General features: G+C 66.2%; 27 protein-coding genes. 17 read left to right on the top strand and 10 right to left on the bottom strand.

Annotation, left to right across the window (positions count from 1 at the left end):
* Positions 1-140: 140 nt before the first annotated feature.
* From AC1MLZ_RS12905 to AC1MLZ_RS12865, 9 genes are all read left to right on the top strand, one after another.
* Positions 141-1,655 (top strand): hypothetical protein, encoded by a 1,515-nt coding sequence (locus AC1MLZ_RS12905; RefSeq protein ID WP_480958820.1) that lies wholly within the window; start codon positions 141-143, stop codon positions 1,653-1,655.
* 59 nt (positions 1,656-1,714) lie between these two features.
* Positions 1,715-2,614, top strand: coding sequence for a heme o synthase (locus AC1MLZ_RS12900; protein WP_480958819.1), 900 nt, complete (start codon positions 1,715-1,717; stop codon positions 2,612-2,614).
* On the top strand, positions 2,611-2,760 hold the full coding sequence (locus tag AC1MLZ_RS12895) for a hypothetical protein (RefSeq protein ID WP_480958818.1): 150 nt from the start codon (positions 2,611-2,613) through the stop codon (positions 2,758-2,760). The genes AC1MLZ_RS12900 and AC1MLZ_RS12895 overlap by 4 nt, the downstream gene beginning before the upstream one ends.
* A complete protein-coding gene (locus tag AC1MLZ_RS12890) occupies positions 2,760-3,311 on the top strand; it encodes a cytochrome c oxidase assembly protein (protein ID WP_480958817.1) in 552 nt (183 codons plus the stop codon). The genes AC1MLZ_RS12895 and AC1MLZ_RS12890 overlap by 1 nt, the downstream gene beginning before the upstream one ends.
* Positions 3,312-3,342: 31 nt before the next feature.
* The gene (locus tag AC1MLZ_RS12885; protein WP_480958816.1) at positions 3,343-4,269 is read left to right on the top strand and encodes a cytochrome c oxidase subunit 3; all 927 of its coding nucleotides are present in this window, start codon (positions 3,343-3,345) and stop codon (positions 4,267-4,269) included.
* A 297-nt stretch (positions 4,270-4,566) separates the two neighbouring features.
* Positions 4,567-4,950, top strand: coding sequence for a DUF983 domain-containing protein (locus AC1MLZ_RS12880; RefSeq protein WP_480958815.1), 384 nt, complete (start codon positions 4,567-4,569; stop codon positions 4,948-4,950).
* A complete protein-coding gene (locus AC1MLZ_RS12875; protein ID WP_480958814.1) occupies positions 4,947-5,582 on the top strand; it encodes an SURF1 family cytochrome oxidase biogenesis protein in 636 nt (211 codons plus the stop codon). The genes AC1MLZ_RS12880 and AC1MLZ_RS12875 overlap by 4 nt, the downstream gene beginning before the upstream one ends.
* Positions 5,583-5,716: 134 nt before the next feature.
* On the top strand, positions 5,717-7,117 hold the full coding sequence (gene thrC, locus AC1MLZ_RS12870; protein ID WP_480958813.1) for a threonine synthase: 1,401 nt from the start codon (positions 5,717-5,719) through the stop codon (positions 7,115-7,117).
* Positions 7,118-7,127: 10 nt separating this feature from the next.
* Positions 7,128-7,997: a class I SAM-dependent methyltransferase gene (locus AC1MLZ_RS12865; protein ID WP_121904766.1), complete on the top strand. Its 870-nt coding sequence runs from the start codon at positions 7,128-7,130 to the stop codon at positions 7,995-7,997.
* A 246-nt stretch (positions 7,998-8,243) separates the two neighbouring features.
* On the opposite strand, the gene AC1MLZ_RS12860 is transcribed toward AC1MLZ_RS12865, so the two are convergent.
* The 3 genes from AC1MLZ_RS12860 to rpsD all read right to left on the bottom strand — a co-directional run bounded on the left by AC1MLZ_RS12860 (position 8,244) and on the right by rpsD (position 11,647).
* On the bottom strand, positions 8,244-9,212 hold the full coding sequence (locus AC1MLZ_RS12860) for an agmatine deiminase family protein (RefSeq protein WP_480958812.1): 969 nt from the start codon (positions 9,210-9,212) through the stop codon (positions 8,244-8,246).
* Positions 9,213-10,844, bottom strand: coding sequence for a M28 family peptidase (locus tag AC1MLZ_RS12855; protein WP_480958811.1), 1,632 nt, complete (start codon positions 10,842-10,844; stop codon positions 9,213-9,215).
* A 188-nt stretch (positions 10,845-11,032) separates the two neighbouring features.
* Positions 11,033-11,647, bottom strand: a complete 615-nt coding sequence (rpsD, locus tag AC1MLZ_RS12850; RefSeq protein ID WP_480958810.1) for a 30S ribosomal protein S4 — start codon at positions 11,645-11,647, stop codon at positions 11,033-11,035.
* 259 nt (positions 11,648-11,906) lie between these two features.
* Here rpsD and AC1MLZ_RS12845 point away from each other — a divergent pair, with 259 nt between their 5' ends.
* Entirely contained in the window at positions 11,907-12,206 is a 300-nt protein-coding gene (locus tag AC1MLZ_RS12845) for a chorismate mutase (RefSeq protein ID WP_480958809.1), read from the top strand.
* A 112-nt stretch (positions 12,207-12,318) separates the two neighbouring features.
* Here AC1MLZ_RS12845 and AC1MLZ_RS12840 read toward each other — a convergent pair whose 3' ends face one another.
* The 5 genes from AC1MLZ_RS12840 to rpiB form a co-directional block, all read right to left on the bottom strand.
* The gene (locus AC1MLZ_RS12840; protein ID WP_480958808.1) at positions 12,319-13,404 is read right to left on the bottom strand and encodes a TrmH family RNA methyltransferase; all 1,086 of its coding nucleotides are present in this window, start codon (positions 13,402-13,404) and stop codon (positions 12,319-12,321) included.
* A gap of 203 nt (positions 13,405-13,607) precedes the next feature.
* The gene (gene nrdR / locus AC1MLZ_RS12835) at positions 13,608-14,072 is read right to left on the bottom strand and encodes a transcriptional regulator NrdR (RefSeq protein WP_332799855.1); all 465 of its coding nucleotides are present in this window, start codon (positions 14,070-14,072) and stop codon (positions 13,608-13,610) included.
* Positions 14,073-14,252, bottom strand: a complete 180-nt coding sequence (locus tag AC1MLZ_RS12830) for a hypothetical protein (protein WP_480958807.1) — start codon at positions 14,250-14,252, stop codon at positions 14,073-14,075.
* 3 nt (positions 14,253-14,255) lie between these two features.
* The gene (locus tag AC1MLZ_RS12825) at positions 14,256-15,566 is read right to left on the bottom strand and encodes a serine hydroxymethyltransferase (RefSeq protein WP_056487310.1); all 1,311 of its coding nucleotides are present in this window, start codon (positions 15,564-15,566) and stop codon (positions 14,256-14,258) included.
* Positions 15,563-16,003, bottom strand: a complete 441-nt coding sequence (gene rpiB / locus AC1MLZ_RS12820; RefSeq protein WP_480958806.1) for a ribose 5-phosphate isomerase B — start codon at positions 16,001-16,003, stop codon at positions 15,563-15,565. The genes AC1MLZ_RS12825 and rpiB overlap by 4 nt, the downstream gene beginning before the upstream one ends.
* 237 nt (positions 16,004-16,240) lie before the next feature.
* Here rpiB and AC1MLZ_RS12815 point away from each other — a divergent pair, with 237 nt between their 5' ends.
* The 5 genes from AC1MLZ_RS12815 (at position 16,241) to AC1MLZ_RS12795 (ending at position 19,028) form a co-directional block, all read left to right on the top strand.
* On the top strand, positions 16,241-16,663 hold the full coding sequence (locus tag AC1MLZ_RS12815; protein ID WP_480958805.1) for a hypothetical protein: 423 nt from the start codon (positions 16,241-16,243) through the stop codon (positions 16,661-16,663).
* Between the two features lie 61 nt (positions 16,664-16,724).
* A complete protein-coding gene (locus AC1MLZ_RS12810; RefSeq protein WP_480961549.1) occupies positions 16,725-17,243 on the top strand; it encodes a sigma-70 family RNA polymerase sigma factor in 519 nt (172 codons plus the stop codon).
* Positions 17,236-17,958 (top strand): anti-sigma factor, encoded by a 723-nt coding sequence (locus tag AC1MLZ_RS12805; RefSeq protein WP_480958804.1) that lies wholly within the window; start codon positions 17,236-17,238, stop codon positions 17,956-17,958. Before AC1MLZ_RS12810 ends, AC1MLZ_RS12805 begins: the two co-directional genes overlap by 8 nt.
* Positions 17,958-18,419, top strand: coding sequence for a DUF3429 domain-containing protein (locus tag AC1MLZ_RS12800; RefSeq protein ID WP_480958803.1), 462 nt, complete (start codon positions 17,958-17,960; stop codon positions 18,417-18,419). Before AC1MLZ_RS12805 ends, AC1MLZ_RS12800 begins: the two co-directional genes overlap by 1 nt.
* Positions 18,420-18,470: 51 nt before the next feature.
* Entirely contained in the window at positions 18,471-19,028 is a 558-nt protein-coding gene (locus AC1MLZ_RS12795) for a Uma2 family endonuclease (RefSeq protein ID WP_480958802.1), read from the top strand.
* A 30-nt stretch (positions 19,029-19,058) separates the two neighbouring features.
* Here AC1MLZ_RS12795 and hemA read toward each other — a convergent pair whose 3' ends face one another.
* Together hemA and murI are read right to left on the bottom strand one after the other, a co-directional pair.
* Positions 19,059-20,321, bottom strand: coding sequence for a 5-aminolevulinate synthase (gene hemA / locus AC1MLZ_RS12790; RefSeq protein ID WP_480961548.1), 1,263 nt, complete (start codon positions 20,319-20,321; stop codon positions 19,059-19,061).
* A 136-nt stretch (positions 20,322-20,457) separates the two neighbouring features.
* Positions 20,458-21,246: a glutamate racemase gene (gene murI / locus AC1MLZ_RS12785; RefSeq protein ID WP_480958801.1), complete on the bottom strand. Its 789-nt coding sequence runs from the start codon at positions 21,244-21,246 to the stop codon at positions 20,458-20,460.
* Positions 21,247-21,541: 295 nt separating this feature from the next.
* Here murI and plsY point away from each other — a divergent pair, with 295 nt between their 5' ends.
* Positions 21,542-22,159, top strand: coding sequence for a glycerol-3-phosphate 1-O-acyltransferase PlsY (gene plsY, locus AC1MLZ_RS12780; protein WP_480958800.1), 618 nt, complete (start codon positions 21,542-21,544; stop codon positions 22,157-22,159).
* A complete protein-coding gene (gene dprA, locus AC1MLZ_RS12775) occupies positions 22,152-23,243 on the top strand; it encodes a DNA-processing protein DprA (protein WP_480958799.1) in 1,092 nt (363 codons plus the stop codon). Before plsY ends, dprA begins: the two co-directional genes overlap by 8 nt.

Raw genomic sequence — 23,243 nt, 5'->3', positions numbered from 1 at the left:
TGTCGGTGCCACCCAAGAACGAAGACGCCTCGGGGAAACCCGGGGCGCTTTTCGTTCGGCAATCTCCAACCGACACGCACCCAACATCAACCAAGCCGGCGTTCATCTTTCCGGAGGAGAATCGCGCTATTCTTCCCGCCATGACGACGTCGCTCAGCCCGCCACCCTCCGACCTGCTCGCACCTGAAACAGCGGCCGCCCATGAAACAGTGCCCGTCGCCAAGGTCACGACGGCCACGCCCCGCGCGGTCTTCGCGCTGCTCGTCGGATTCGCAGCGTTCGCCTTCACGATCATCCTCCCGACCCTGCTGCTCGACGGCGACACCGGCTGGCATCTCGCGACCGGCGCCTGGATCGTTGCGCATGGCAGCGTCCCGACGCACGACCCCTTCTCGTTCACCGCCCCAGGACGCCCATGGGTCGCGCACGAATGGCTGTCCGAACTGGCGATGTACGCAAGTTATCGCGCGGCGGGATGGACCGGCCTCAACCTGCTGACCGGCGCGGCGATGGCAGCATTGTACGCGCTCGTCGCCTATGAACTCTGCCGCTGGATGAGCATTCGGGCGAGCATCGTCGCACTGCTGCTGACCGCGCCGGGTATCGCGCCATCATTGCTCGCCCGCCCGCATATCCTCGCTTTGCCTCTGCTCGCGGGCTGGCTGATCGCTCTTCTTCATGCGCGGGAACGCGGCCGGGCGCCGTCGCTTGTCCTCGTGCTGCTGATGCTCGTCTGGGCAAATGCGCATGGCAGCTTCATCTTCGGCCTGGCGCTTGCGGCGGTCTTCGCGCTCGAAGCCCTGATCGCCGCCGCCCCCGCCGACAGGCGCGCTGTCATCCTGGGCTGGGGCATATTCGGCGCGTGTTCCGGCATCGCCGCACTCGCGACCCCGGCGGGTTTCGACGGCATCGTCTTCCCGTTCTACGTCAACGGCCTGAAACTGCTGGCGCATCTCGGCGAATGGCAGCCCGCTAATTTCTCGACCTTCGCCGCCCCCGAAGCGATCCTCCTGGCAACGCTGTTCTTCGTCCTGGCAAAGCCCGTCCGCATCCCCCCGGTTCGCCTGCTGCTCCTGCTCGGGGTCCTGCACCTGGCCTTGCAGCATACCCGACAGGAGATCGTTCTCGTCGTCGTCGGCGTCCTGATCCTCGCCGAACCGATCGGCAGAGCCTGGACGCCGGCGGCGGCTACCGTTGCGCGCGTATCGCCCACCGCGCGCCGCGATACGTATCGGGCCGGCTTGGCGGTCCTGGCGATCGCGATCGCGCTCATCGCCTACCGCGTCGCGGTCCCGGTCGCCCGCACCAACAGCCCCGGCGTCCCCGCCGCCGCGCTGCGCCGTCTGCCGCCATCATTGCGCACCCAGCGCGTCTTCAACGAATACAGCTTCGGCGGATCGCTCATCTTTGCCGGCATTCGCCCCTATATCGATGGGCGCTCGGATATGTACGGCGACCCCTTCACGCTCGATTACATCGAGATTCTCGGCGGCGACGCGACACGCTGGCGGGCCGCGAACGCCAAATGGAAGTTCGGCTGGACAATCCTGCCGCCACAATCGACGCTGGCCAAGCGGCTCGATCACGATCCGGCATGGCGACGGATCTACGCGGACGATATTGCCGCGATCCACGTTGCTCGGCCAACTCGCTGAACGCGCGCGACGCGAAGGGTTTCCGACGCATGCCGGGAAGCGTATAGAATACCCGAACCATGACTCCTGCCACCCCCCTCCTGCCGCCGGCGCATTGGCGCGATTTCCTTGCACTGACCAAGCCGCGCGTGATGACGCTCGTCGTCTTCACCGGCCTCTGCGGGATGCTGGCCGCGCCAGTCGGGGTACATCCGGTGATCGGCTTCACCGCGATCCTGTGCATCGCGCTTGGTGCAGGCGCGGCGGGGGCGCTCAACCAATGGTACGAGTCGGATATCGACGCGGTCATGCGGCGCACGCAGAAGCGTCCGCTGCCCGATGGCCGGATGGACCGCCAGGCAGCACTCCATTTCGGGGTCGGGCTCGGCGCGTTCTCGGTCCTGTTCATGGGCGTCGCGGTCAACATCGTCGCAGCGGCGATCCTGACCGTCTCGATCCTGTTCTACGTGCTGGTCTATACCGTCTGGCTGAAGCGCCGCACGCCGCAGAACATCGTCATCGGTGGCGCGGCCGGTGCGTTCCCGCCGCTGATCGGCTGGGCTGCCGCGACCGGCGACATCGCGCTGCTGCCTGTCCTTCTGTTCCTGTTCGTCTTCCTGTGGACGCCCCCCCATTTCTGGGCGCTCGCGCTGTTCATGAAGAGCGATTACGCCGCGGCGGGGGTGCCGATGCTCCCCGTCGTGTCAGGCGAGCGCACCACGCGTACGCAGATCGGCCTCTACACGATCCCGATGGCGGCGGTCGCGATCCTCCCCTGGCCGCTCGGGCTGACTGGGCCGATCTACGGCATCGCGGCGGTGCTGCTCACCGGCTGGTTCGCGCTGCTCGCCTTGCGTATCGCAAGGCGCACGACGCATGCCGACGACCTGATGAAGCCGGAGAAGGGCTTGTTCAAATATTCGATCCTGTATCTGTTCGTGATGTTCGGCGCGCTGGTCGTCGACCGGTGGTTCGCATGAGCTTGCCCGACCCCCTCCGCAAGGAAGACCTGATCCGCAGCCGCCAGCGCGGTCGCGCGCGCGTCATGGCCATCCTGCTCGGCGCGTTCGTCATCCTCGTCTTCGCCATATCGATCGCGAAGATCCGCGCAGGTATGCCGCACTGATGGCCGGCTGGAGAGCCATGTCGCGCACCAACCGCACCGCGGCGCTCGCAGTGCTCTTCATCTGTTTCATGACCGGGCTCGCCTGGGCCAGCGTGCCGCTCTACCGCCTGTTCTGCTCGGTCACCGGCCTCAACGGCACGACGCAGCGCGGGCTCGTCGCCCCCGGCGCGGTCGACCACAAGATCACGGTCGACTTCGACACCAACGTCAGCCCCAAGCTGCCGTGGAAATTCGTGCCCGAGAATCGCTCCGACACGATCGACATCGGCGCGCGCGACATGGCGTTCTTCAAGGCCACCAACACGTCGAACAAGCCGCTTACCGGCACCGCGACGTTCAACGTTCAGCCCGCACAGGCCGGCAAGTACTTCACCAAGATCCAGTGTTTCTGCTTTACCGAGCAGACGCTGAAACCCGGCGAGACCGCACGGATGCCGGTGATCTTCTTCGTCGATCCGAAGATCCTGACGGACCCGGATGCGGCCGATATCCAGACGATCACGCTGAGCTATACGTTTTACCCGGTGGATTCTGCGAAGACGGCGAGCTAGAACCCACGCCAAATAGAATAGGGGAGTACCGATGGCCGGCGCCAAGAACCATGATTACCACATCCTGCCGCCGAGCATCTGGCCGCTGGTCGGATCGTTCTCGGCGCTGATCATGGCGGCCGGCGGCATCATGTGGATGCACGGCGGCCATGTCGACAAGCCCAACGGCGGCGGCTGGATTTTCTTCATCGGCCTCGCCGGGCTGCTCTTCACCTTCTACAGCTGGTGGGCGCAGGTCATCCAGGAGGCGCGTGCGGGCGACCATACGCCGGTCGTGCAGCTCCATTTCCGCTATGGCATGATCCTGTTCATCGCCTCCGAAGTAATGTTCTTCGTCGGCTGGTTCTGGGCATTCTTCGACTTCTCGCTGTTCCCGACCGCGATGACGTACGCTGATGGCACCGTCACGCGCGCGGTCGAAGGCGGTGCGGCGATCGTCGCGCAGTGGCCGCCAAAGGGCCTGACGGTCATCAACCCGTTCGAACTGCCGCTGCTCAACACGCTGATCCTGCTGACCTCGGGCACCACGGTGACCTGGGCGCACCATGCGCTGATCCACAACCAGCGCGGCGGCGAGAAGACCGGAGCCTGGGGCCTGATCGGTGTAGGCAACCGCGACGGCGTGCTCAAGGGCCTGTGGCTCACCGTAATCCTCGGCGCGCTGTTCAGCTCGATCCAGGCCTATGAATACGTCCACGCGCCGTTCCCGTTCAAGGGCATCAACTACGGCGCGGCGTTCTTCATGGCGACCGGCTTCCATGGCTTCCACGTGCTGATCGGCACGATCTTCCTGATCGTCTGCCTGGTCCGCGCGTACAAGGGCGACTTCACCCCCCGCCAGCATTTCGGCTTCGAGGCCGCGGCGTGGTACTGGCATTTCGTCGACGTCGTGTGGCTGTTCCTGTTCGTTACCGTCTATGTCTGGGGCGGCTGGGGCGCACCCGTCCACGGCGGTTGAGCTTTGCCGGTTCAGGGTTGAGCCACCACTCCGGCCTTATTCACAACCCCGGCGAAGGCCGGGGCCCAGGTGGAAAGGTCGCAGTAACGAAGCGCTGCCCTCCGTTAGCGCCGTCCCCCAACTGGGCCCCGGCCTTCGCCGGGGTGGTGGCGTTTTCTGGTACCGCGCTGCCACAAGCCAACGTTCGCCCGCCAACCTTGTTCTCCCGCGAAGGCGGGAGCCCAGACTGGATCCCCGCCTTCGCGGGGAAACAAGCTTCTCGCGTGCCCGGGTCTGACGGGCGGGAGAGCTGATCGCATGACCGAAGACCCACATCCCCTCGCCAACGCCCCCACGATCGCCCAGGTCGCGCTAAAAGGTCTGTGCCCCCGCTGCGGCAAGCCCACCCTTTTCGCGAAATGGTCCAACTTCGCCGACCGCTGCCCGAACTGCGGGCTCGACTTCTCCAAGTTCAACGTCGGCGACGGCCCCGCCGCGTTCCTGACGCTGATCCTCGGTGCGCTCGTTGTCATCCTCGCGATCACGCTGGAACTCAAAGTCCACCCGCCACTCTGGCTGCACATGCTGATCTGGATCCCCTTCACCGCCGGCGGAGTCGTCCTGTCACTCCGAGCCGCCAAGGGCGCGCTCATGTCCGCCGAATACCGCAACGCAGCCCGCGAAGGCCGAATCGACCCGTGACCAAGCGCATCCCCTTCGTCCCGACCATCCTCGTCACGCTCGCGATCGCGGCGATGATCGGCCTCGGCCTGTGGCAACTGCTCGACCGCCTCCCGAAAAAGGAAGCGTTCCTCGCCCAACTCGCCGCCAACCCCGCCAAGCCGCCAATGGCGTTCCCGCGCCTCCCCGACGAGACGCTGCTGTTCCGCCGCGCCTCCGGCCTGTGCCTCCAGCCGACCGAGATCAAGCTCGCCGGTGCCGGCAAGTCGGGCTTTCGTGCGATCGCCCAATGCAGGACCGGCGCGGAAGGCCCCGGGATGGTCGTCCAGCTCGGCACCACGCGCGATCCGATGACCAAGGTTAACTGGGCCGGCGGCGAAGTCTCCGGCTATATCAGCCACGCCCCCGACGGCCGCTCGCTGATCGGATCGCTGTTCGATCACACGCCGCAGCGCCTGATGCTGGTCGCCGACACCCCGCCATCCAATCTGACGGGGCCGGGGCTTAACCCCAACGGCAAACCCGACATCGCCTCGGTCCCCAACAATCACCTCGCCTACGCCGGCCAATGGTTCTTTTTTGCCGCCATCGCTGCGATAATCTACACTTTGGCGCTGCGCCGCCTGCCGCGGACAGAACCCGCTACGCGATAAGCCGTTCTCCTGCGAACGCAGGAGCCCAGGGTACCGCGCGCATCACTCCATAACCCTGGATTTCTGCGTTTGCAGGAAAACGAGAGGTGCGCGCAGCTTGTCGCTTTCTCCCCCATTCGCTAACCGGCTTGGCCATGCGTTACATCAGCACCCGCGGCTCGGCCCCTGTCCTCGACTTCGAAGCGGCGACGCTTACCGGCCTCGCATCCGATGGTGGCCTCTACCTTCCCGAGGCGTGGCCGACGATGACCCGCGACGAAATCGCCGCACTCGCCGGCCTCTCCTACGTCGACACGGCCGTCGCGGTGATGACCCCGTTCGTTGGCGACGCGATGACCCGCGAGGAGCTGAAGGCACTCTGCGACCAGGCATACGGCCGCTTCTCGCACGCCGCCGTCACGCCGCTGGTCCAGCTCGACCACGACCAGTGGCTGCTCGAACTCTTCCACGGCCCGACGCTCGCGTTCAAGGACGTCGCGCTCCAGCTGCTCGGCCTGTTCTTCGAGCGCTTCCTCGCCGGCACGGACAAACGCCTGACGATCGTCGGCGCGACCAGCGGCGACACCGGATCGGCCGCGATCGACGCGGTCGCGGGGCGCGAGGGCATCGACATCTTCATGCTCCACCCGGTCGGCCGCATCTCCGACGTGCAGCGCCGCCAGATGACCACGGTGCTCAGCCCCAACGTCTACAACATCGCGATCGAGGGCAGCTTCGACGATGCCCAAGCACTGGTGAAGGCGATGTTCAACGACCGCGCCTTCTCGACCAAGTTCGCGCTGTCGGCGGTGAACTCGATCAACTGGGCCCGCCTGATGGCGCAGGTGGTGTATTTCTTCTACGCAGCCGTCCGCCTCGGCGCGCCTGACCGCGAGGTCGCCTTCGCAGTTCCGACCGGCAATTTCGGCGACGTCTTCGCCGGCTATGTCGCGGCGAAGATGGGCCTCCCCATCGCCAAGCTAGTCGTCGCGACCAACATCAACGACATCCTCCACCGCGCGCTCAGCACCGGCGATTATTCGAAGGGCGGCGTGCAGCAGACCCCGACCCCGTCGATGGACATCCAGGTGAGTTCCAACTTCGAGCGCCTGTTGTTCGACCTCGGCGACCGCGACGGTACCGCGCTCGCCGCACAGATGGCCGGCTTCGAATCCTCGGGGGCTATGCGCCTGACCAACGCACAGTCGCAGGGCGCCTCGACCCTCTTCCAAAGCGAGCGCATCGATCTCGACGACATGACGCTGGCGATGCGCTGGGCGCACGAGCATGCGGGGCAAGTGATCGACCCGCATACCGCGATCGGCCTCGCCGCTGCGCTGCGTACCGAAGTTCCCGCCGGGGTCCCGATCGTCACACTCGCCACAGCGCACCCCGCGAAGTTCGGCGACGCGGTCGAGCGCGCGACCGGCGTCCGTCCCTCGCTGCCAACCCGCGTCGGCGACCTGTTCGATCGCGAGGAGCGTTACGCCACCCTCCCGGCGACGTTCGAGGCGATCACCGCCTACATCACCGAACGCGCAAAGCCGTCAGCGTGAAGAGGGCAGCATGAAACTCGAAACCCTCATCGGCGAACCCTGGGCGGATTACGGCCTGATCGACTCCGGCCACGGCAAGAAGCTCGAGCGCTACGGCCGCTTCCGCTTCATCCGCCCCGAACCGCAGGCGATGTGGGCCCCCGCCTCGACCGACTGGCAGGCACAGGGCGAATTCGTCCCCGGCTCGGACGAGGACGGCGGCGGTCGCTGGGAATTCTCGGAGCCCGTCCCCCGCGAGGGCTGGACGCTCAAGTGGAACGAGGTGTCCTACACCGCGCAGACCACCCCGTTCCGCCACCTCGGCTTCTTCCCCGACATGGCGCCGGTGTGGAGCTGGATGCGCGAGCGGGTTGCGGGGCTCGACTCGCCCGAATGCATGAATTTGTTCGGCTACACCGGCGTCGGCACGCTGGCGATGGCGACCAAGGGCGTCCGCATGGTGCATGTCGACGCGTCCAAGAAGTCCGTCGAGGCGGCCAAGGCCAACGCGAAACTCTCCGGCATGGCCGACGCCCCGATCCGCTGGATGACCGACGACGCGGCGAAGTTCGTCGCGCGTGAGGTTCGCCGCGGCCGCCGCTATGACGGCATCCTGCTCGATCCGCCGAAATATGGGCGCGGGCCTGAGGGTGAGGTTTGGCGCTTGGAGGAGGATCTACCGAAGCTGATCGCCGATTGCCGCAAGCTGCTCGACGAGAACTCGCGGTTCCTGTTCCTCACGGTCTACGCGGTCCGCATGTCCGCGCTTGCGATCGGCGAATTGCTGAACCAGGTATTTGCGGACCTCCCCGGCAAGGTCGAAGTCGGCGAACTCGGCGTCCGCGAAGAAGCGCGCGGCCTGACGCTCCCCACCGCAATCTGGGCCCGCTGGAGCCGCTGAACCGACCCGCCTAGCACCACCCCGGCGAAGGCCGGGGTCCAATTGGAAAGGTTGGCGCAACAGAGGGCGGTCCTCAGTTAGCTACGTCCCCCCATTGGGCCCCGGCCTTCGCCGGGGTAGTGCTTTATGGAAAGGTGGAGATCCACGCCCCCCACCGTTCCCCCGCGAAGGCGCGGGTCCAGAAAGCCAGGAACGACATCGCTTGCAACCCTGGGCCCCCGCCTCCGCGGGGGAACAAGACAGAAGTCACCCCGGAATCTGCTGCGAGATGCAGTGGAAGCTACCGCCACCCGTCAGGATGTGGTCCGCACGCTGCCCAACCACCTCACGGTCCGGAAACAGCGCCTGGATCGCCACCACTGCCGCAGCGTCGTTCTCCGCGCCATACAACGGCACCACCACCGCGGCATTGCCGATATAGAAGTTCATATAACTCGCCGGCACGACCTCCTCATCGCGCAGCACGCGCCCCGGCGACGGGATCGTCACGACCTCCAGCCCAGCCGCCTCGGCATCGCGCGCGGCGTTCTGATACACCTGCCAGTTCGGATCGTTGTCGGTCGCCTTGGGGATCGCGACGCGCCCCTCGCCGACGAACCGCGCGAGGTTGTCGACATGCCCGTCGGTGTGATCGTTGACCAACCCATCCCCCAGCCACACCACGCGGGTGTAGCCGAGGTCGGATGCCAACCGCGCTTCGATGTCCGCCTTGCTCAGCGACGGATTCCGATTGCGGTTCAGCAGACATTGCTGAGTGGTGACGACCGTCCCCGTCCCATCGCCATCGATCGCACCACCCTCCAGCACCCAGTCGCACGCCTCGATCCGCGTGTGCCGGCTAGCCGCCAGCCGCTGCCCGATCGTGTCGTCGCCGGGCAAGTCGTACTTCCCACCCCAGCCGTTGAACCGGAAGTCGCGCGCGCTGCCGTCACCGACGATGATAGGCGCAGTATCGCGCAGCCAGATGTCGCCGAACGGCTCGACGACCACGTTCGCGAACGGAGCGAGACGCTTGGCCGTGGTCGCCGACCCAACGTCCGCCGCGACCAGGATCACCGTCTCGCCCTTGCCGCCGGCATGGACCGCCCTGGCGAACGCTACGACCTCGTCCCGCGCGGGTTCCAGATCCTCCAGCCACAGATCGGCATGGCTCGGAAAGCCGATCCAGACGGCCTTGTGGTGCGCCCATTCGGCTGGCGTAGTCGTCGTGGTCACTTACTTGGCTCCTGCGCGGTCGCGGTCACGGATGCCGCGGAATTCGGCGGTCTTATACCAGTTCGGCCACAGACTGGTATCGTCCGCGAGCTTGCGGCCCAGCCCGTAATAGATCGCCAGATCCTCGACCGCGCCCGACCAGTCCCACTTGGCGTCATATTCGTCCGCTGGCTTGTGATAGCGGTGCGCGACATAATCCTCGCGCGCCGCATGCCCCGCCGCGGTGCCGCCGACGACGAGGTCCTCGCCGCTGCCGCCATCGAGCATCGGCACGCCCAGCTTGGCGAAGCTGAAGTGATCCGACCGGTAATAGCCGCCGCGCTCCGGGTTCGCCTCGACGCCGATCACGCGGCCCTCGGCGGCAACGAACGGCTTTACCAGATCCTCGATCTCCGACTTGCCCGCGCCAGCCAGCACGAAATCCTTCGCCCGTCCGTCGACGTTCAGCACGTCCATGTTCACCCCGCCGACCGTATGCGCGAGCGGATAGATCGGATGCTCGGCGTAATACCGAGAGCCTAGCAGACCGGACTCTTCCGCCGTCACGGCCAGAAACGCGATCGATCGCTTGGCCCGCCCCGCCTTTACCTGAGCTTCAGCCAACGCGACCAACCCGGCGACACCCGTCGCGTTGTCCGCCGCGCCATTGCAGATGTCGTCGCCATCGACCGCGTCGCAGCGCCCGAGATGGTCCCAGTGCGCCGAATACATCACGTAATCACTGGGAGCCGTCGTCCCTGGCAGCACACCGATGACGTTCTTCGACGCCTGACGCTTGATCGTATTGTCGAACCCGCCAGCGAACTTCAGCCCGAGCGGTACCGCCTTGAAACCCTTCACCTTCGCCGCCGCGGCCAGCGTCGCATAATCCTTGCCAGCACTCGCGAACACGCGCTCGGCGGCGGGCTTCTGCATCCAGCCGACGATCTGCGACTGATCGAGGTGATCGCCCTTCTCGTCCAGTTCCAGCTGCGGCCCGGTCCAGGACGACTGCACCACCGCCCACGGATACGCCGCCGGCTCGGTATCATGGACGATGATCGCCGCCGCCGCGCCGTGCTTGGCCGCGTTCTCGAACTTGTACGGCCATCGCCCGTACCACGTCATCGCGCGGCCCTCGAACGGACCCTCGCGCGACATCGTCTGCCAGTCGGCATCGTTGATGAGGATGACCACCGTCTTCCCCTTCACATCGGTGCCGGCATAATCGTCCCAGCCCTTCTCAGGCGCGGTGATGCCGTAGCCGACGAACACCACGTCGCTGTTCGCCACGGCGGATTTCGGCGCCACGCGGTACGTGCCCGCGACCATGTCGGTACGATAGGCCAGGCTGACGGGTGTCTTGCCGCCGGTGAAGTTGAACGGCGCGACGTTGCCAGCCGTGATCTCCACCATCGGCACGTCCTGCGTCCACGACCCCTTGTTGCCCGGCTTCAGCCCCGCCGCCTTCATCCGCTCGACGATATACGCGACGGTCTTCGCCTCGGCGGGCGTGGTCGGCGCCCGGCCTTCGTAAGCGTCGGAGGAAAGGACCTGCGTGACGGTCTTCAATGTCTCGACGGAAATCGCCGGAGACGTCTGCGCGGACGCGGCGGTCCCGAGCAGCAACAGAGACAGGATGGCAGCGCGCATGGTCATTCCCCCGATGAGTTGCGCGCGTTCTGGCAAAGCTGGGGCCGCATGTCCACGAAGGGACAAGGCGCAACGAAAAAGGGCGGCCCCGCAGGACCGCCCTTTTCTTGTTCCAAACCGCGCCGTGGCAAAGCCACGTCGTCGGACGTCGCTTGAGCGACGCCGGCCGGTCGACGAATTTACTCAGCTTAGCGCGAGTAAAATTCGACGACGAGGTTAGGCTCCATCTTCACCGGGTAAGGCACTTCGTCGAGCGTCGGAACGCGCGTGAAGGTGACCTTGGCCGCACCATCGACGGCGACGTAGTCGGGGATCTCGCGCTCGGTAAGGCCCTGTGCCTCCACGACCAGCGCCATTTCCTGCGCCTTGGCGCCCAGCGTGATCTCGTCGCCGACGAAGCAGCGACGCGATGCGATGTTGCACTTCACGCCGTTGACCCGGATGTGGCCATGCGACACGAGCTGACGCGCAGCCCAGACCGTCGGCGCATACTTGGCGCGGTAGACGATCATGTCGAGGCGCTGCTCGAGCAGGCCGATCAGGTTCTGCGAGGTATCGCCCTTCAGACGCGCAGCCTCATGGTAGCATGCACGGAACTGCTTCTCGGTCACGTCGCCGTAATAGCCCTTGAGCTTCTGCTTGGCGCGCAGCTGGATACCGAAATCGCTGACCTTGCCCTTGCGGCGCTGGCCGTGCTGGCCCGGGCCGTATTCGCGCTTGTTGACCGGCGACTTGGGACGACCCCAGATGTTCTCGCCCATACGGCGATCGAGTTTGTACTTTGCGCTTTGACGCTTCGACATAGTAAGTCCTTGGCAATTCGAACGACGGTATCTGCCTTCCCGGTCCGAAAACCGGTTCCCACTTTTGCGGGGAAGACAGGGTTTGTCCCGGTATCGCTCTGCTGGTCGTCGTGAGACCCAAGGGTCCGGACAAGGCAGGGCCACCGCTTCACCGGGGTGCAGGGCCATTGCGAAGGCGGGCGCCTAGACGGGAGGGACGCCTGAGTCAAGCTCGGTGGTCGCGCTGGACAGGCTGCGAGCGGCTCGGCAAGAGGCGGCGATGACTATTCTATCCGGCCCAGACTGCACGACCATGACCGAGGTCCGCGCGGGCGTCGACGCGCTCGACCGCGAGCTCGTCGCGCTACTCGCCAGGCGTTTCGCCTACATGGACGCCGCCGCGCGGATCAAGCCCGAGCGCGGGCATGTGCGCGACGAGGCACGCAAAACGCAGGTGATCGAGAACGCGCGGGCCGAGGCGGTGAAGCTCGGCGTGCCGGATGCGGCGGTTGCGGACCTTTGGGAGAGGCTGGTCGAGGCCTCGATCGCGTATGAACTGAAGGCGTTCGACCGTCGCTAACCCCACTTCCGTTCGTGCTGAGCGAAGTCGAAGCACCGTCGCTTGGGGCACACCCTTCGACTTCGCTCAGGGCGAACGGAAGCGGGGGCAAAGGAAGGGAGTGCATCAGAAATCAGGTCCGCGGCCTCTTCCCCGCGAGCGACGACAGCACCCCGCGCAGCGTCCGGATCTCCTGGCTCGACCAGCCCGGTTTCGTCAGCAGCGTGCGCAGCGTCCGCCGCGTCGACTGCATCTTGTCGGGCAGGTGGAAGAACCCGGCCCCCATCAGCATCGCATCGAGCTGCCCGATCATGCCGTCGAGCTCCTCCTGCGGTGCAGGCGGCATGATCGGGTTGATCGACGGCTGCGACAGACCGCGCTCGGCGGTGAGGCCCTTCGACCACTCATACGCGACCAGGATCACCGCCTGGGCGAGGTTGAGCGATCCGAACTCCGGGTTGATCGGCACCGTGATGATCGTCCGCGCGACCGCGACGTCGTCGGTTTCGAGGCCGGACCGCTCGGGCCCGAACAGGATCGCGGAGCGGCCGGGGGCGGCGTGGATCTCGGTCGCGGCCTGTTCGGGGGTAACGACCGGCTTGGTCACGCCGCGCTTGCGAACGGTGGTGGCGAACACCTGTGCGCAGTCGGCGGTGGCGGCGGCGACGCTGTCGTAGACCTTGGCATCCTGAAGCACGCGGTCGGCACCGCTCGCCGCGGGGCCAGCGGAGGGGTTGGGCCAGCCGTCTCGGGGAGAGACGAGGCGCATTTCGGCGAGCCCGAAGTTCAGCATCGCGCGCGCGGCCTTGCCGATGTTTTCGCCGAGCTGCGGGCGGACGAGGACGATGACGGGGGGTGGGGTTTCGCCCCCCCCATCCCGTTCGTCCCGAGTAGAGGTCGAGCTTGTCGAGACCTTGTATCGAGGGACAGGTTCCGAACGCTCTGGCTTCCGCGCCGCAGCCGAGACCGCCGCCCAATCATCGCGGAACAGCGCTTCCTTCTTCTTCCGCGACCAGTCCTTGACCTGAAACTCCGCCGCGAGCGCCTCCTGGCGCGAGGGGAATTCCTGGCTCCACATCAGCGTCACCGGGCGGCGCGTCTGCGTGTATCCCGCGATCTCGCCCAGATTGTGTTGGCCGATCCGCCGCTCAAGATCGTCGGTGTGTCCGGTGTAATAACTGTCGTCGGCGCAACGCACCACATAAGCCCAGAATGTCATGGATGGGGCTTATCCCTCGATACGCCATCTCGACAAGCTCGACGTCTACTCGGGACGAACGGGAGTGGGGGGTGACAGGCCTGATGAATTGGGTGGGAATGGCCGAGCGGAGGTATCCATGAGGCTCGCACCTCACCCCAATCCGTTCGTCCCGAGTAGCGATCGAGCGAAGTCGAGGGCGCGTATCGAAGGACAAGCCCAGATCACTCCACCCGCCCGACCTCCTCGACACTCCCGGCAAAAGCCTCGAAGTCCTTCGCCTCGCTGAAATCCCGATACACACTCGCAAACCGGATATACGCCACGGAATCGAGCCCCTTGAGCCCGTCCATCACCATCTCGCCGATCCGCTTCGACGTAACGTCGTTCTCGCCCAGCGTCTCCAGCCGCCGCTGGATCCCGCTCACCAGTTTCTCGATCCGCCCAGCCTCGATCGCCCGCTTCCGCGTCGCGATCGACAGCGACCGCAGCAGCTTCTCCCGGTCGAACGGCTCCCGCCGCCCCTCACTCTTCAACACGAACAGCTCACGCAGCTGTATCCGCTCGAACGTCGTGAAACGCGCGGCGCAGCCTTCGCACTGCCGCCGGCGCCGGATCGCCGCCCCGTCTTCGGTGGGGCGGCTGTCCTTTACCTGGCTGTCTTCATGTCCGCAAAAGGGGCAGCGCATTCAGACCTTCTTCTTACCCTTGTAGTACGCGTAGCCCGCGCCCGCGAGCGCACCGAAGATCGGGCCGATCACCGGTACCGGAATCGCCACGACCGCGCCGAGCGCGCTCCATTTGGCCATGCTCTTGCCGAGGCCGGGGGTCGCCTTGATGTCGTTCTGGACGTCTTCGAACTTCGACATGACTTATCCTTGATAGATCGGGAAGCGCGCGCACAACGCCCGCACACGCGTCCGAACGTCCGCCTCGACTTCCGGGTCCCCATGCTCGCCCTTTTTGGCGAGGCCGTCCAGCACGTCGGCGACCATGTTGCCGATCTCGCGGAACTCTGCCGGCCCGAAGCCGCGCGTCGTGCCCGCGGGCGAGCCGACGCGGATGCCGCTGGTCTTCACCGGCGGCAGCGGATCGTTGGGGATGCCGTTCTTGTTGCAGGTGATCCCCGCGCGCTCCAGCGCCTCGTCCGCATCACGCCCGGTGATGCCGAGCGGCGTCAGATCGATCAGCGCCAGATGCGTGTCGGTCCCGCCCGAAACGACGTCCGAGCCGCGCTCCTTGAGTGTTGCAGCAAGCACTTTCGCGTTCTCGACGACCGCCGCGATGTAGCTCTTGAAGTCAGGCTGCAGCGCCTCGCCGAACGCGACCGCCTTCGCCGCGATCACGTGCATCAGCGGCCCGCCCTGAAGGCCCGGGAACACCGCCGAGTTGATCTTCTTCGCGATCGCCTCGTCATTGGTCATGATCATGCCGCCGCGGGGCCCGCGCAGCGTCTTGTGCGTCGTGGTCGTCACGACGTGCGCGTGACCGAACGGCGTCGGGTGCAGCCCGGCTGCGACGATCCCGGCGAAATGCGCCATGTCGACCATGAAATACGCGCCGACCTTGTCCGCGATCGCGCGGAACTTCGCGAAGTCGATCGTCCGCGGATAGGCCGAACCGCCCGCGATGATCAGCTTGGGCTGATGCTCGACCGCCAGCGCCTCGACCTGGTCGTAATCGATCAGGTGCGTGGTCGCGTCGACGCCGTACTGGACCGCGTTGAACCACTTGCCCGACATCGCCGGCTTCGCACCGTGCGTCAGGTGACCGCCCGCATCGAGGCTCATGCCCAGGATCGTGTCGCCCGGCTTGACCAGCGCGAGCATCACCGCGCCGTTCGCCTGCGCGCCCGAATGCGGCTGCACGTTGACGAACCCGCAACCGAAGATCTGCTTGGCCCGCTCGATCGCGAGCGTCTCGACCGTGTCCGACGGCGCGCAGCCCTGGTAATAGCGCTTGCCCGGATACCCTTCCGCATACTTGTTCGTGAACACCGAGCCCTGCGCCTCGAGCACTGCTTTCGAGACGATGTTCTCGGATGCGATCAGTTCGATCTGCGTCTGCTCGCGTTCCAGTTCGGCGGCGACGCCAGCGAATACGGCAGCGTCCGCATCGGCGAGGCCGCGCGTGAAAAAGCCGTCGGGCTGGACGTCATGGAGTTCACGGGGCTGGGTGCTCATGCGGGGACCTTTGTAGAAAGTTTGTCGACACGGAGTTGATGACGGCCGCCGGCGAAATCGGCGGACAGGAACGCTTCGACGCAAGCCTTGGCCATTTCCTCGCCGATCAGGCGGGCGCCCATCGCGATGGCGTTGGCGTCGTTGTGAATGCGAGCCAAGCTAGCCGACAGCGGTTCGGAGACGAGTGCACAGCGGCAGGCGGGATTGCGGTTGGCGGCGATCGAAATGCCGATCCCGGAGCCGCACAGTGCGATGCCCCGTTCCGCGCAACCATCGGCAATCGCCGACGCGAGCTTATAACCGTAATCCGGATAATCGACGCTGGCGGTGCCTTCGGGTCCGAGATCGAGCACGTCATGCCCCGCCTCGCGCAGCCAAGCGGCAAGCACCGCTTTCAACGAGACGGCAGCGTGATCGGACGCGATGGCGATGCGCACCTGGCGTAATCCTGTGACGGGAGATCGGGTGCCCAGCCCCTTACCCACCCGAGCCGGAATTTGCCACACCTGTTCGCGGGCGTGATGTGCAGCGAGCATCCCCCTTCACTCCGTCATCCTGACGAAAGTCAGGATCCAGGGTTACAAAGCGCAGTTCTGCGTTACTCTGGGTCCTGCGTTTCGACAGGACGACGGAGCACAATGCGGGGTCGCTCGACCGCGCAAAAGGAGACATCCATGAAAGCCCTCACCCTGCTTGCCGCCGCAGCGCTGACCGCCTGCTCCGGCCCTGCCCCCGATACCAGCAGCGACGGCAACATGACGTCTGCCGGATCGGTCGAGCGGAAGGTCGCCGCTCCCAAGCCCAACGCGCCAAACTACACCGGCCGCTGGATCGGCGTCGAAGGCATGGTCCTCGACATTGCCCCGACCGATACCCCCGGCCATTTCGACCTCACGATGCAATGGGATCTCGACCACAAGGGCAAGTTCGACGGCACCGCGAACGGCGATACGATATCCTTCGATCGGGGTGGCATCCGCGAAACCCTGCGCCCCACCAACGGCGACGCGACCGGCCTGAAATATCTCTCCGGCAAAACCGACTGCCTCACCGTAAAGCCCGGCGAAGGCTATTGCCGCGACGAACCGAGGCGCTAGGTTCGCAGCCGTGACCCGAGCCTACCCAGACGCCGACGCCGCCCGCGCGCACCTCTCCGAGATGTTGCTGCGTACCGGCCAGGAGGACCGCGACGCGTTTCGCGAACTCTATTCGCTGACCAGCGCGAAGCTTTTCGGCATCACCCATCGTATCTGCGGCGAGCCCCAAGCCGCGGAGGATGTGCTGCACGAGGTCTATCTCACGATCTGGAAACGCGCCGGTGCCTGGGAACCCGGCCGCGCGAGCCCGATAACCTGGTTGGCGACGATCGCGCGCAACCGCGCCATCGACTGGCAGCGCGCGCAAGGCATCCGCCGGACAAGTCCGCTGGATGCCGCGCCCGACGTGGCGGACCCGAGCGAGGGCGCCGAAGCGGGGATGCTCGCCAGCGAATCGTCTCGCGAACTGATCGAATGCCTCGACGGTCTCGAACCGCAACAGCGCGACGCGATCCGCACCGCGTTCTTCGACGGCCTTACCTATGCCGAACTGGCGGTAAAGCGCGCCGTGCCGCTGGGAACGATGAAGAGCTGGGTACGCCGCGGCCTCGCACGCCTGAAGGATTGCCTCGATGGTTGATTCGACCACCGATACCGGCCTCGATCCTGGCGTGCCCGAAAACGTCGCCGCCGCCGAACTCGCACTCGGCCTGCTCGAAGGCGAGGAGCGCGGAACAGCACTACGTCGTGTACTCGCCGAACCCGGTTTTGCCGCACAGGTCGAATGGTGGCGGTCGCGCCTTGCCGTCCTGTTCGACCTCTGGCCCGAACGCACCGCGCCGCCGCATCTTGCCGCACGGGTCGAGGCCAGTCTCAACGGAACGCCAGCCCTTGCGCGCACGAGCCGCTTCGCATGGCCGGCGCTCGCCGCCGTCACCAGCGCGATCGCCGCTTCGCTGCTGCTGTTCGTCATGATTCGGCCCGAGCCGAAGGTACCCGTCTCGCAACCGATTCCCGTCGCCCGGCCCACCAGCGTGCTTGTCGCGATGCTCGGCGATGCGAAGTCGCCCGTCGCTGCGGTCTACGATCCTGCCACCGGCGCGCTCCGCGTCGCAGCAGGCCCCGGCGTCCCTGACGCACGCGTCGCGCAGCTCTGGGTGATCGGCGGCGACGGCGTGCCGCATTCGCTCGGCCTGCTCTCGGGACGTCCGACCGCGCTGGCACCCAAGGGCGTCGACCGCGGCCGCATAGCGCCCGGCGCGACGCTCGCCATCTCGGTCGAACCACTCGGCGGCTCGCCGACCGGCCTGCCGACCGGCCCGGTCATCGCGACCGGCGTGGTCGCGCGCGTCTGATGACCAAGCGACCCGCATCCGGCGGCATCCCGCCGATCGCCCGCCTGCTCGGGCTGAGCGGCCTGCTGCCACAACTCGCGGCCGTCGCGCTGCTGCTGAGCGGCGATCCGCAAAGCCGCTACTCCGCGCTGGCGATCGCCTATGCCTATGCCGCGCTGATCCTGAGCTTCCTCGGTGGCCTATGGTGGGGCCTCGCCGCGCGCGCCGACTCGCCGCCGCGCTGGCTATGGTTCGCGAGCGTCGCGCCGTCGCTGATCGCACTGGTGACGGCATGGCCCTGGATGGTCGGCCTGCGCTGGCCCGGCCCCTCGCTGGTCGTGCTCGGCATCAGCCTGATCGGCGCCTTGTTGGTCGACCGCACGCTCGTCCGAACCGGCATAGCGCCGCCCGGCTGGATGGCGCTGCGTGTGCCGTTGTCGCTCGGCCTCGGCGTCCTGACGATGCTGGCGGCCGCGCTTTAAGGGTTTGCCGGGCGACTCGTAGGCACTCCGGATTCGTGGTACGAATCGGCCATGAATAAATCCGCCGCTATTCTCCGCACCGATCAGCAGACCAGAGCGCGTTTCACGACCGCCGAGTTCCTGCGCATGGGTGAGTCCGGCGCGTTCGACGACTTCAAGGTCGAACTGGTCGATGGGGAACTCGAACGGATGAACCCACCTTTGACGGCGCACGCCGCACGCCAGATGCAAATCGGCATCCGTCTTTCACGCTTGTTACCCGAAGCGCGGATCATGGGCGAAATCGGCATCGATCTCGGCAATGATACCGTACTCGGCTGTGACGTAGCCGTGCTGCGAGAACCGGTTGAGGGCAATCGCCTACTGATCGCCGACGCGTTCCTGCTGGTCATCGAAGTCGCCGAAACCTCGGTTGCGCGCGACACGACGATGAAGCGGTTCGCCTATGCCCGCGGCGAAATCCCGCATTACTGGGTCGTCGATGGCACCCGGTCCGTGGTGCACGTTTACGCCAAACCTGTGGAAGGCGATTACACGCGGTTCCATTCGGTAGGGTTCGGCGAACCGCTCGATGTTCCCGGTACCGACGGCACCATCACAATCGACTGAAGCAGGCTGGCCTGTCGCGCTAGCTTAGCCTCAAGCGGCCTTGCGCAAGTCCAGCCGGCTCCAGATCTCCACCAACGCATCGGTCAACTCGCGCATCATAGCCTCGGTATGCGCAGGGCCCGGCGTGAACCGCAGCCGCTCGGTACCGCGCGGCACGGTCGGATAGTTGATCGGCTGCACATACACCCCGTATTCGGCCAGCAGCACATCGCTGATCTTCTTCGCCTTGACCGGATCACCGACCATCAGCGGCACGATATGCGTGTCGCCGATCATCACCGGCAGCCCGGCATCCTTCAGCATCGCCTTGAGCATCGCGGCGGAGGCCTGCTGCCCCTCGCGCTCGACGCTCGACGCCTTCAGATGCCGCACGCTCGCCAGCACGCCAGCGACCAACACCGGCGACAACGACGTCGTGAAGATGAACCCGGGTGCGTAGGAGCGGATCACATCGACGATCGTCCGATCGGCGGCGATATAGCCCCCCATCACGCCGAACGCCTTGCCCAGCGTCCCCTCAAGGATCGTGATCCGGTGCGCCACATCGTCGCGCTCCGAGATCCCGCCGCCGCGCGCGCCGTACATCCCGACCGCATGGACTTCATCGCAATAGGTCAGCGCATTGTACCGGTCGGCAAGGTCGCACACCGCCGAGATCGGCGCGATGTCGCCCTCCATCGAATACACGCTCTCGAACGCGATCAGCTTCGGCGCGCTCGGATCTTCCGCCGCCAGCAGCTCCTCCAGATGCGCGAGATCGTTGTGCCGAAACACCCGCTTCTCGCACCCCGAATTGCGGATGCCGGCGATCATCGACGCATGATTCAGTTCGTCGGAAAAGATGATGCAGCCCGGCAGCACCTTGGCGAGCGTCGCCAGCGTAGCCTCGTTCGAGACGTAGCCGCTGGTGAACAGCAACGCCGCTTCCTTGCCGTGCAGGTCGGCGAGTTCGCCTTCCAGGTCGACATGGTAATGCGTATTGCCGCCGATGTTGCGCGTGCCGCCCGAGCCCGCGCCGACGTCGTGCAGCGCCTCTTCCATTGCCGCGATCACCTTGGGGTGCTGGCCCATCGCGAGATAATCGTTCGAGCACCACACCGTTATCGGCTTTGGCCCGTTATGCCCGGCGAAACAGCGCGCATTCGGAAACGCGCCCTTGTTGCGGAGGATGTCGATGAACACGCGGTAGCGCCCTTCGGCATGCAACCGGTCGATCGCCTGCGTGAACACGCGCGAATAATCGACTCGCGGACCCAAGGTAGAATCCGTTGCCGAGATGCCGTTGGTAATCATGGGCTTGGGCACTACGCCTCGCTTTCACTCGTTTCCAGCGCAATACCGCTCTTACGGTGATCGCTTTCCTCATCCTGGCAGCACATTGCCACGATGCGCTCGCGACGCAAGGTGCCACATTGTCCCAGGTTGCCCGTTAAAGCTGCTCGATCCTCGCGAATCCGCGCGCGGCCAAGGCGGGTCCGAGCGCGCGTTCGTCGTCGCCCAACCGGGTAAAGACGGCGATGCCCTCGCCCGCTCCCGACCACGACTCGCCCTGCATCAGGTGAACGATTCGCCGCGCGATCCCGGGACCACCATCGACGAATCGTACGCCGGGTGCCGCCGCCGCAAGCTCTGCCTCGACCAGCGGAAAATGCGTGCAGGCGTTGACGATCACATCGATCCCATCACCGCCAGCTTGCGAGAACAGCCCGTCGAGTACCGCGGCATAGCGCTCCGGCGCGATGGGCCGACCGTGCAGCTTGGCCTCCGCGATCTCGACCAAAGCCGCCGACCCGTAGCGCAGCACCGTGCAATCGCCGGCAAACTTCGCGGCGAGATCATCGACATACGCCTGCCGCACGGTCGCCTCGGTCCCCAGCACGCCGATCGTCCGCGAGACCGACAGCGCCGCGGCCGGCTTGATCGCCGGCACCGTCCCGACCACCGGCAAGTCCAACGCCGCACGCACCACCGGCAGGGCGATCGTCGAGGCCGTATTGCACGCAATCACGATCAGCCGCGGCCGATACCGCTCCGCCAATCGTCCCAGCAACACCGGCACCCGCGCCGCGATCTCCGCCTCGCTCTTGGTGCCGTAAGGGAAGCCGGCCGAGTCGGCGGCGTAGACGAACGGCGCGTCGGGCAACGCCGCACGTGCCGGACCGACGATCGACAGTCCGCCGACGCCGGAATCGAAGAACAGGATGGGGCGCTGGTCCATATCCGGCCTTTAGGACGGAACTCGGCTTGCAAACCAGCGCCGATCGATGCGTAGGTTGCTATGGCTAACGATCCTCCCCCGCCAGGGGGAGGTGGCTGGCACTTGCCAGACGGAGGGGGAGGTAAGAGCAACCGTCGCTCCGTGTCCTCCCCCTCCGACGCCTTCGGCGCCACCTCCCCCTGGCGGGGGAGGATCGCAAGGCCGACGACCGATCTCCTCCAAAACATCATCAGCAGCCAGCCATTTGCCGTCCGCCACGCGTGGCCTATAAGTACCCTCAGAACGGGGGACATACTTGCAGACGGAAATTCTCTGGGTCGCGCCCACGCTATCGCTCGTGCTGAGTTACCTCCTCGGCTCGATCCCGTTCGGCGTCATCCTCACGCGGCTCGGCGGCGCGGGCGATCTACGCACGATCGGCTCGGGCAACATCGGCGCGACCAACGTCCTGCGCACCGGGCGGAAAGGTCTCGCCGCCGCCACTCTGCTGCTCGACATGGCCAAGGGCGCCGTCGCCGTGCTGCTGGTCGCGCACCTGTTCCCCGGCAACATACTACTTGCGGCAACCGGTGCATTCATCGGCCATTGCTATCCCGTCTGGCTGAAGTTCAAGGGTGGCAAGGGCGTCGCCACGCTGATGGGCATCGTCCTCGCACTCCACTGGCCCCTCGGGCTGGTGTACGCGGTCGTCTGGCTGGGGCTCCTCGCAGGCCTGCGCATATCCTCGGTCGCCGGCATGGCGGCCGCGCTCAGCGCGCCGTTCGCCGCCGCCTTGTTCGGCCGGTTCGACCTCGTCCTGCTGCTGCTCGCGCTCGCGTTGATCGTCCTGTGGAAGCACCGCGAGAACGTCGATCGCCTGTTCTCGGGCACCGAACCCCGCATCAGCCGCTCAAAACGACCACCGGGTGACTGACCCGACGGTCTCAAGACTTCGGCTCATCCGCACGACCGGAATCGGACCGGTCACCTATCGCCAGCTCATCGCCCGCTTCGGCAGCGCGGATGCCGCGATCGAGGCGCTTCCGATGCTCGCCCAGCGCGGCGGCGGACGCGCACCAAAAGTCGCGGACGCCGCCCTCGCCGAACGCGAAATCGTCGCAACCGCCAAGCTCGGGGCACGATACCTGTTCCTCGACGACCCGGACTACCCCCGCCTGCTCGCCGAGATCGAGACCGCACCCCCGGCGCTCATCCTCCGCGGCGACATCGCCCACGCCACCCGCCCCTGCATAGCGATGGTCGGCGCGCGCAACGCATCCGCCGCCGCCTGCCGCTTCGCCCGCCAACTCGCGCTTCAATTGGCCGAAGAGGGCACGACGATCGTCTCCGGCCTCGCCCGCGGGATCGACACCGCTGCGCATATCGGCGCGCTGGGAGCCAGCTCCAGTGGCGCCACGATCGGCATCATCGCCAGCGGCATCGACATCGCCTACCCGCCCGACAACACCGCGTTGCAGGAGCGCGTCGCCACCGAAGGCCTCCTCCTCGCCGAACAGCCCCCCGGCACCGAGCCCAAGGCGCGCAACTTCCCCTCGCGCAATCGCATCATCGCCGGCCTCGCGATCGGCACGGTGGTGGTCGAGGCCGTCCCCAAATCCGGCTCGCTGATCACCGCACGCCTCGCCAACGAGTCCGGCCGCGAAGTCATGGCCGTCCCCGGCAGCCCGCTCGATCCCCGCGCGCAGGGCTGCAACCTGCTGATCCGCGAAGGCGCCACGCTGGTACAATCGGCTGCCGACATCCTCGAACAGATCCGCCCGTTCGATCCGCGCTCGGTCCGCTCCCCGCTCGATGCCTACGCCCCCGCGCCCCCCGAAGACGCGAGCGACACCGACCGCCGCAGGATCGCCGATCTGCTCGGCCCCGTCCCCGTCGCGATCGACGAACTCATTCGCCAGTCGCGTTTGAGCCCGGCGGTCGTCCACATGGTATTGCTTGAACTCGAACTGGGCGGGCGACTCGAACGCCATGCCGGCGGCCGAGCGAGCCTTACCTGA

The organism is Sphingomonas sp. PEI4 (assembly GCF_056679955.1).
Note: the sequence above shows the minus strand (reverse complement) of the source record. Positions and strands in the feature narration are given on the sequence as shown.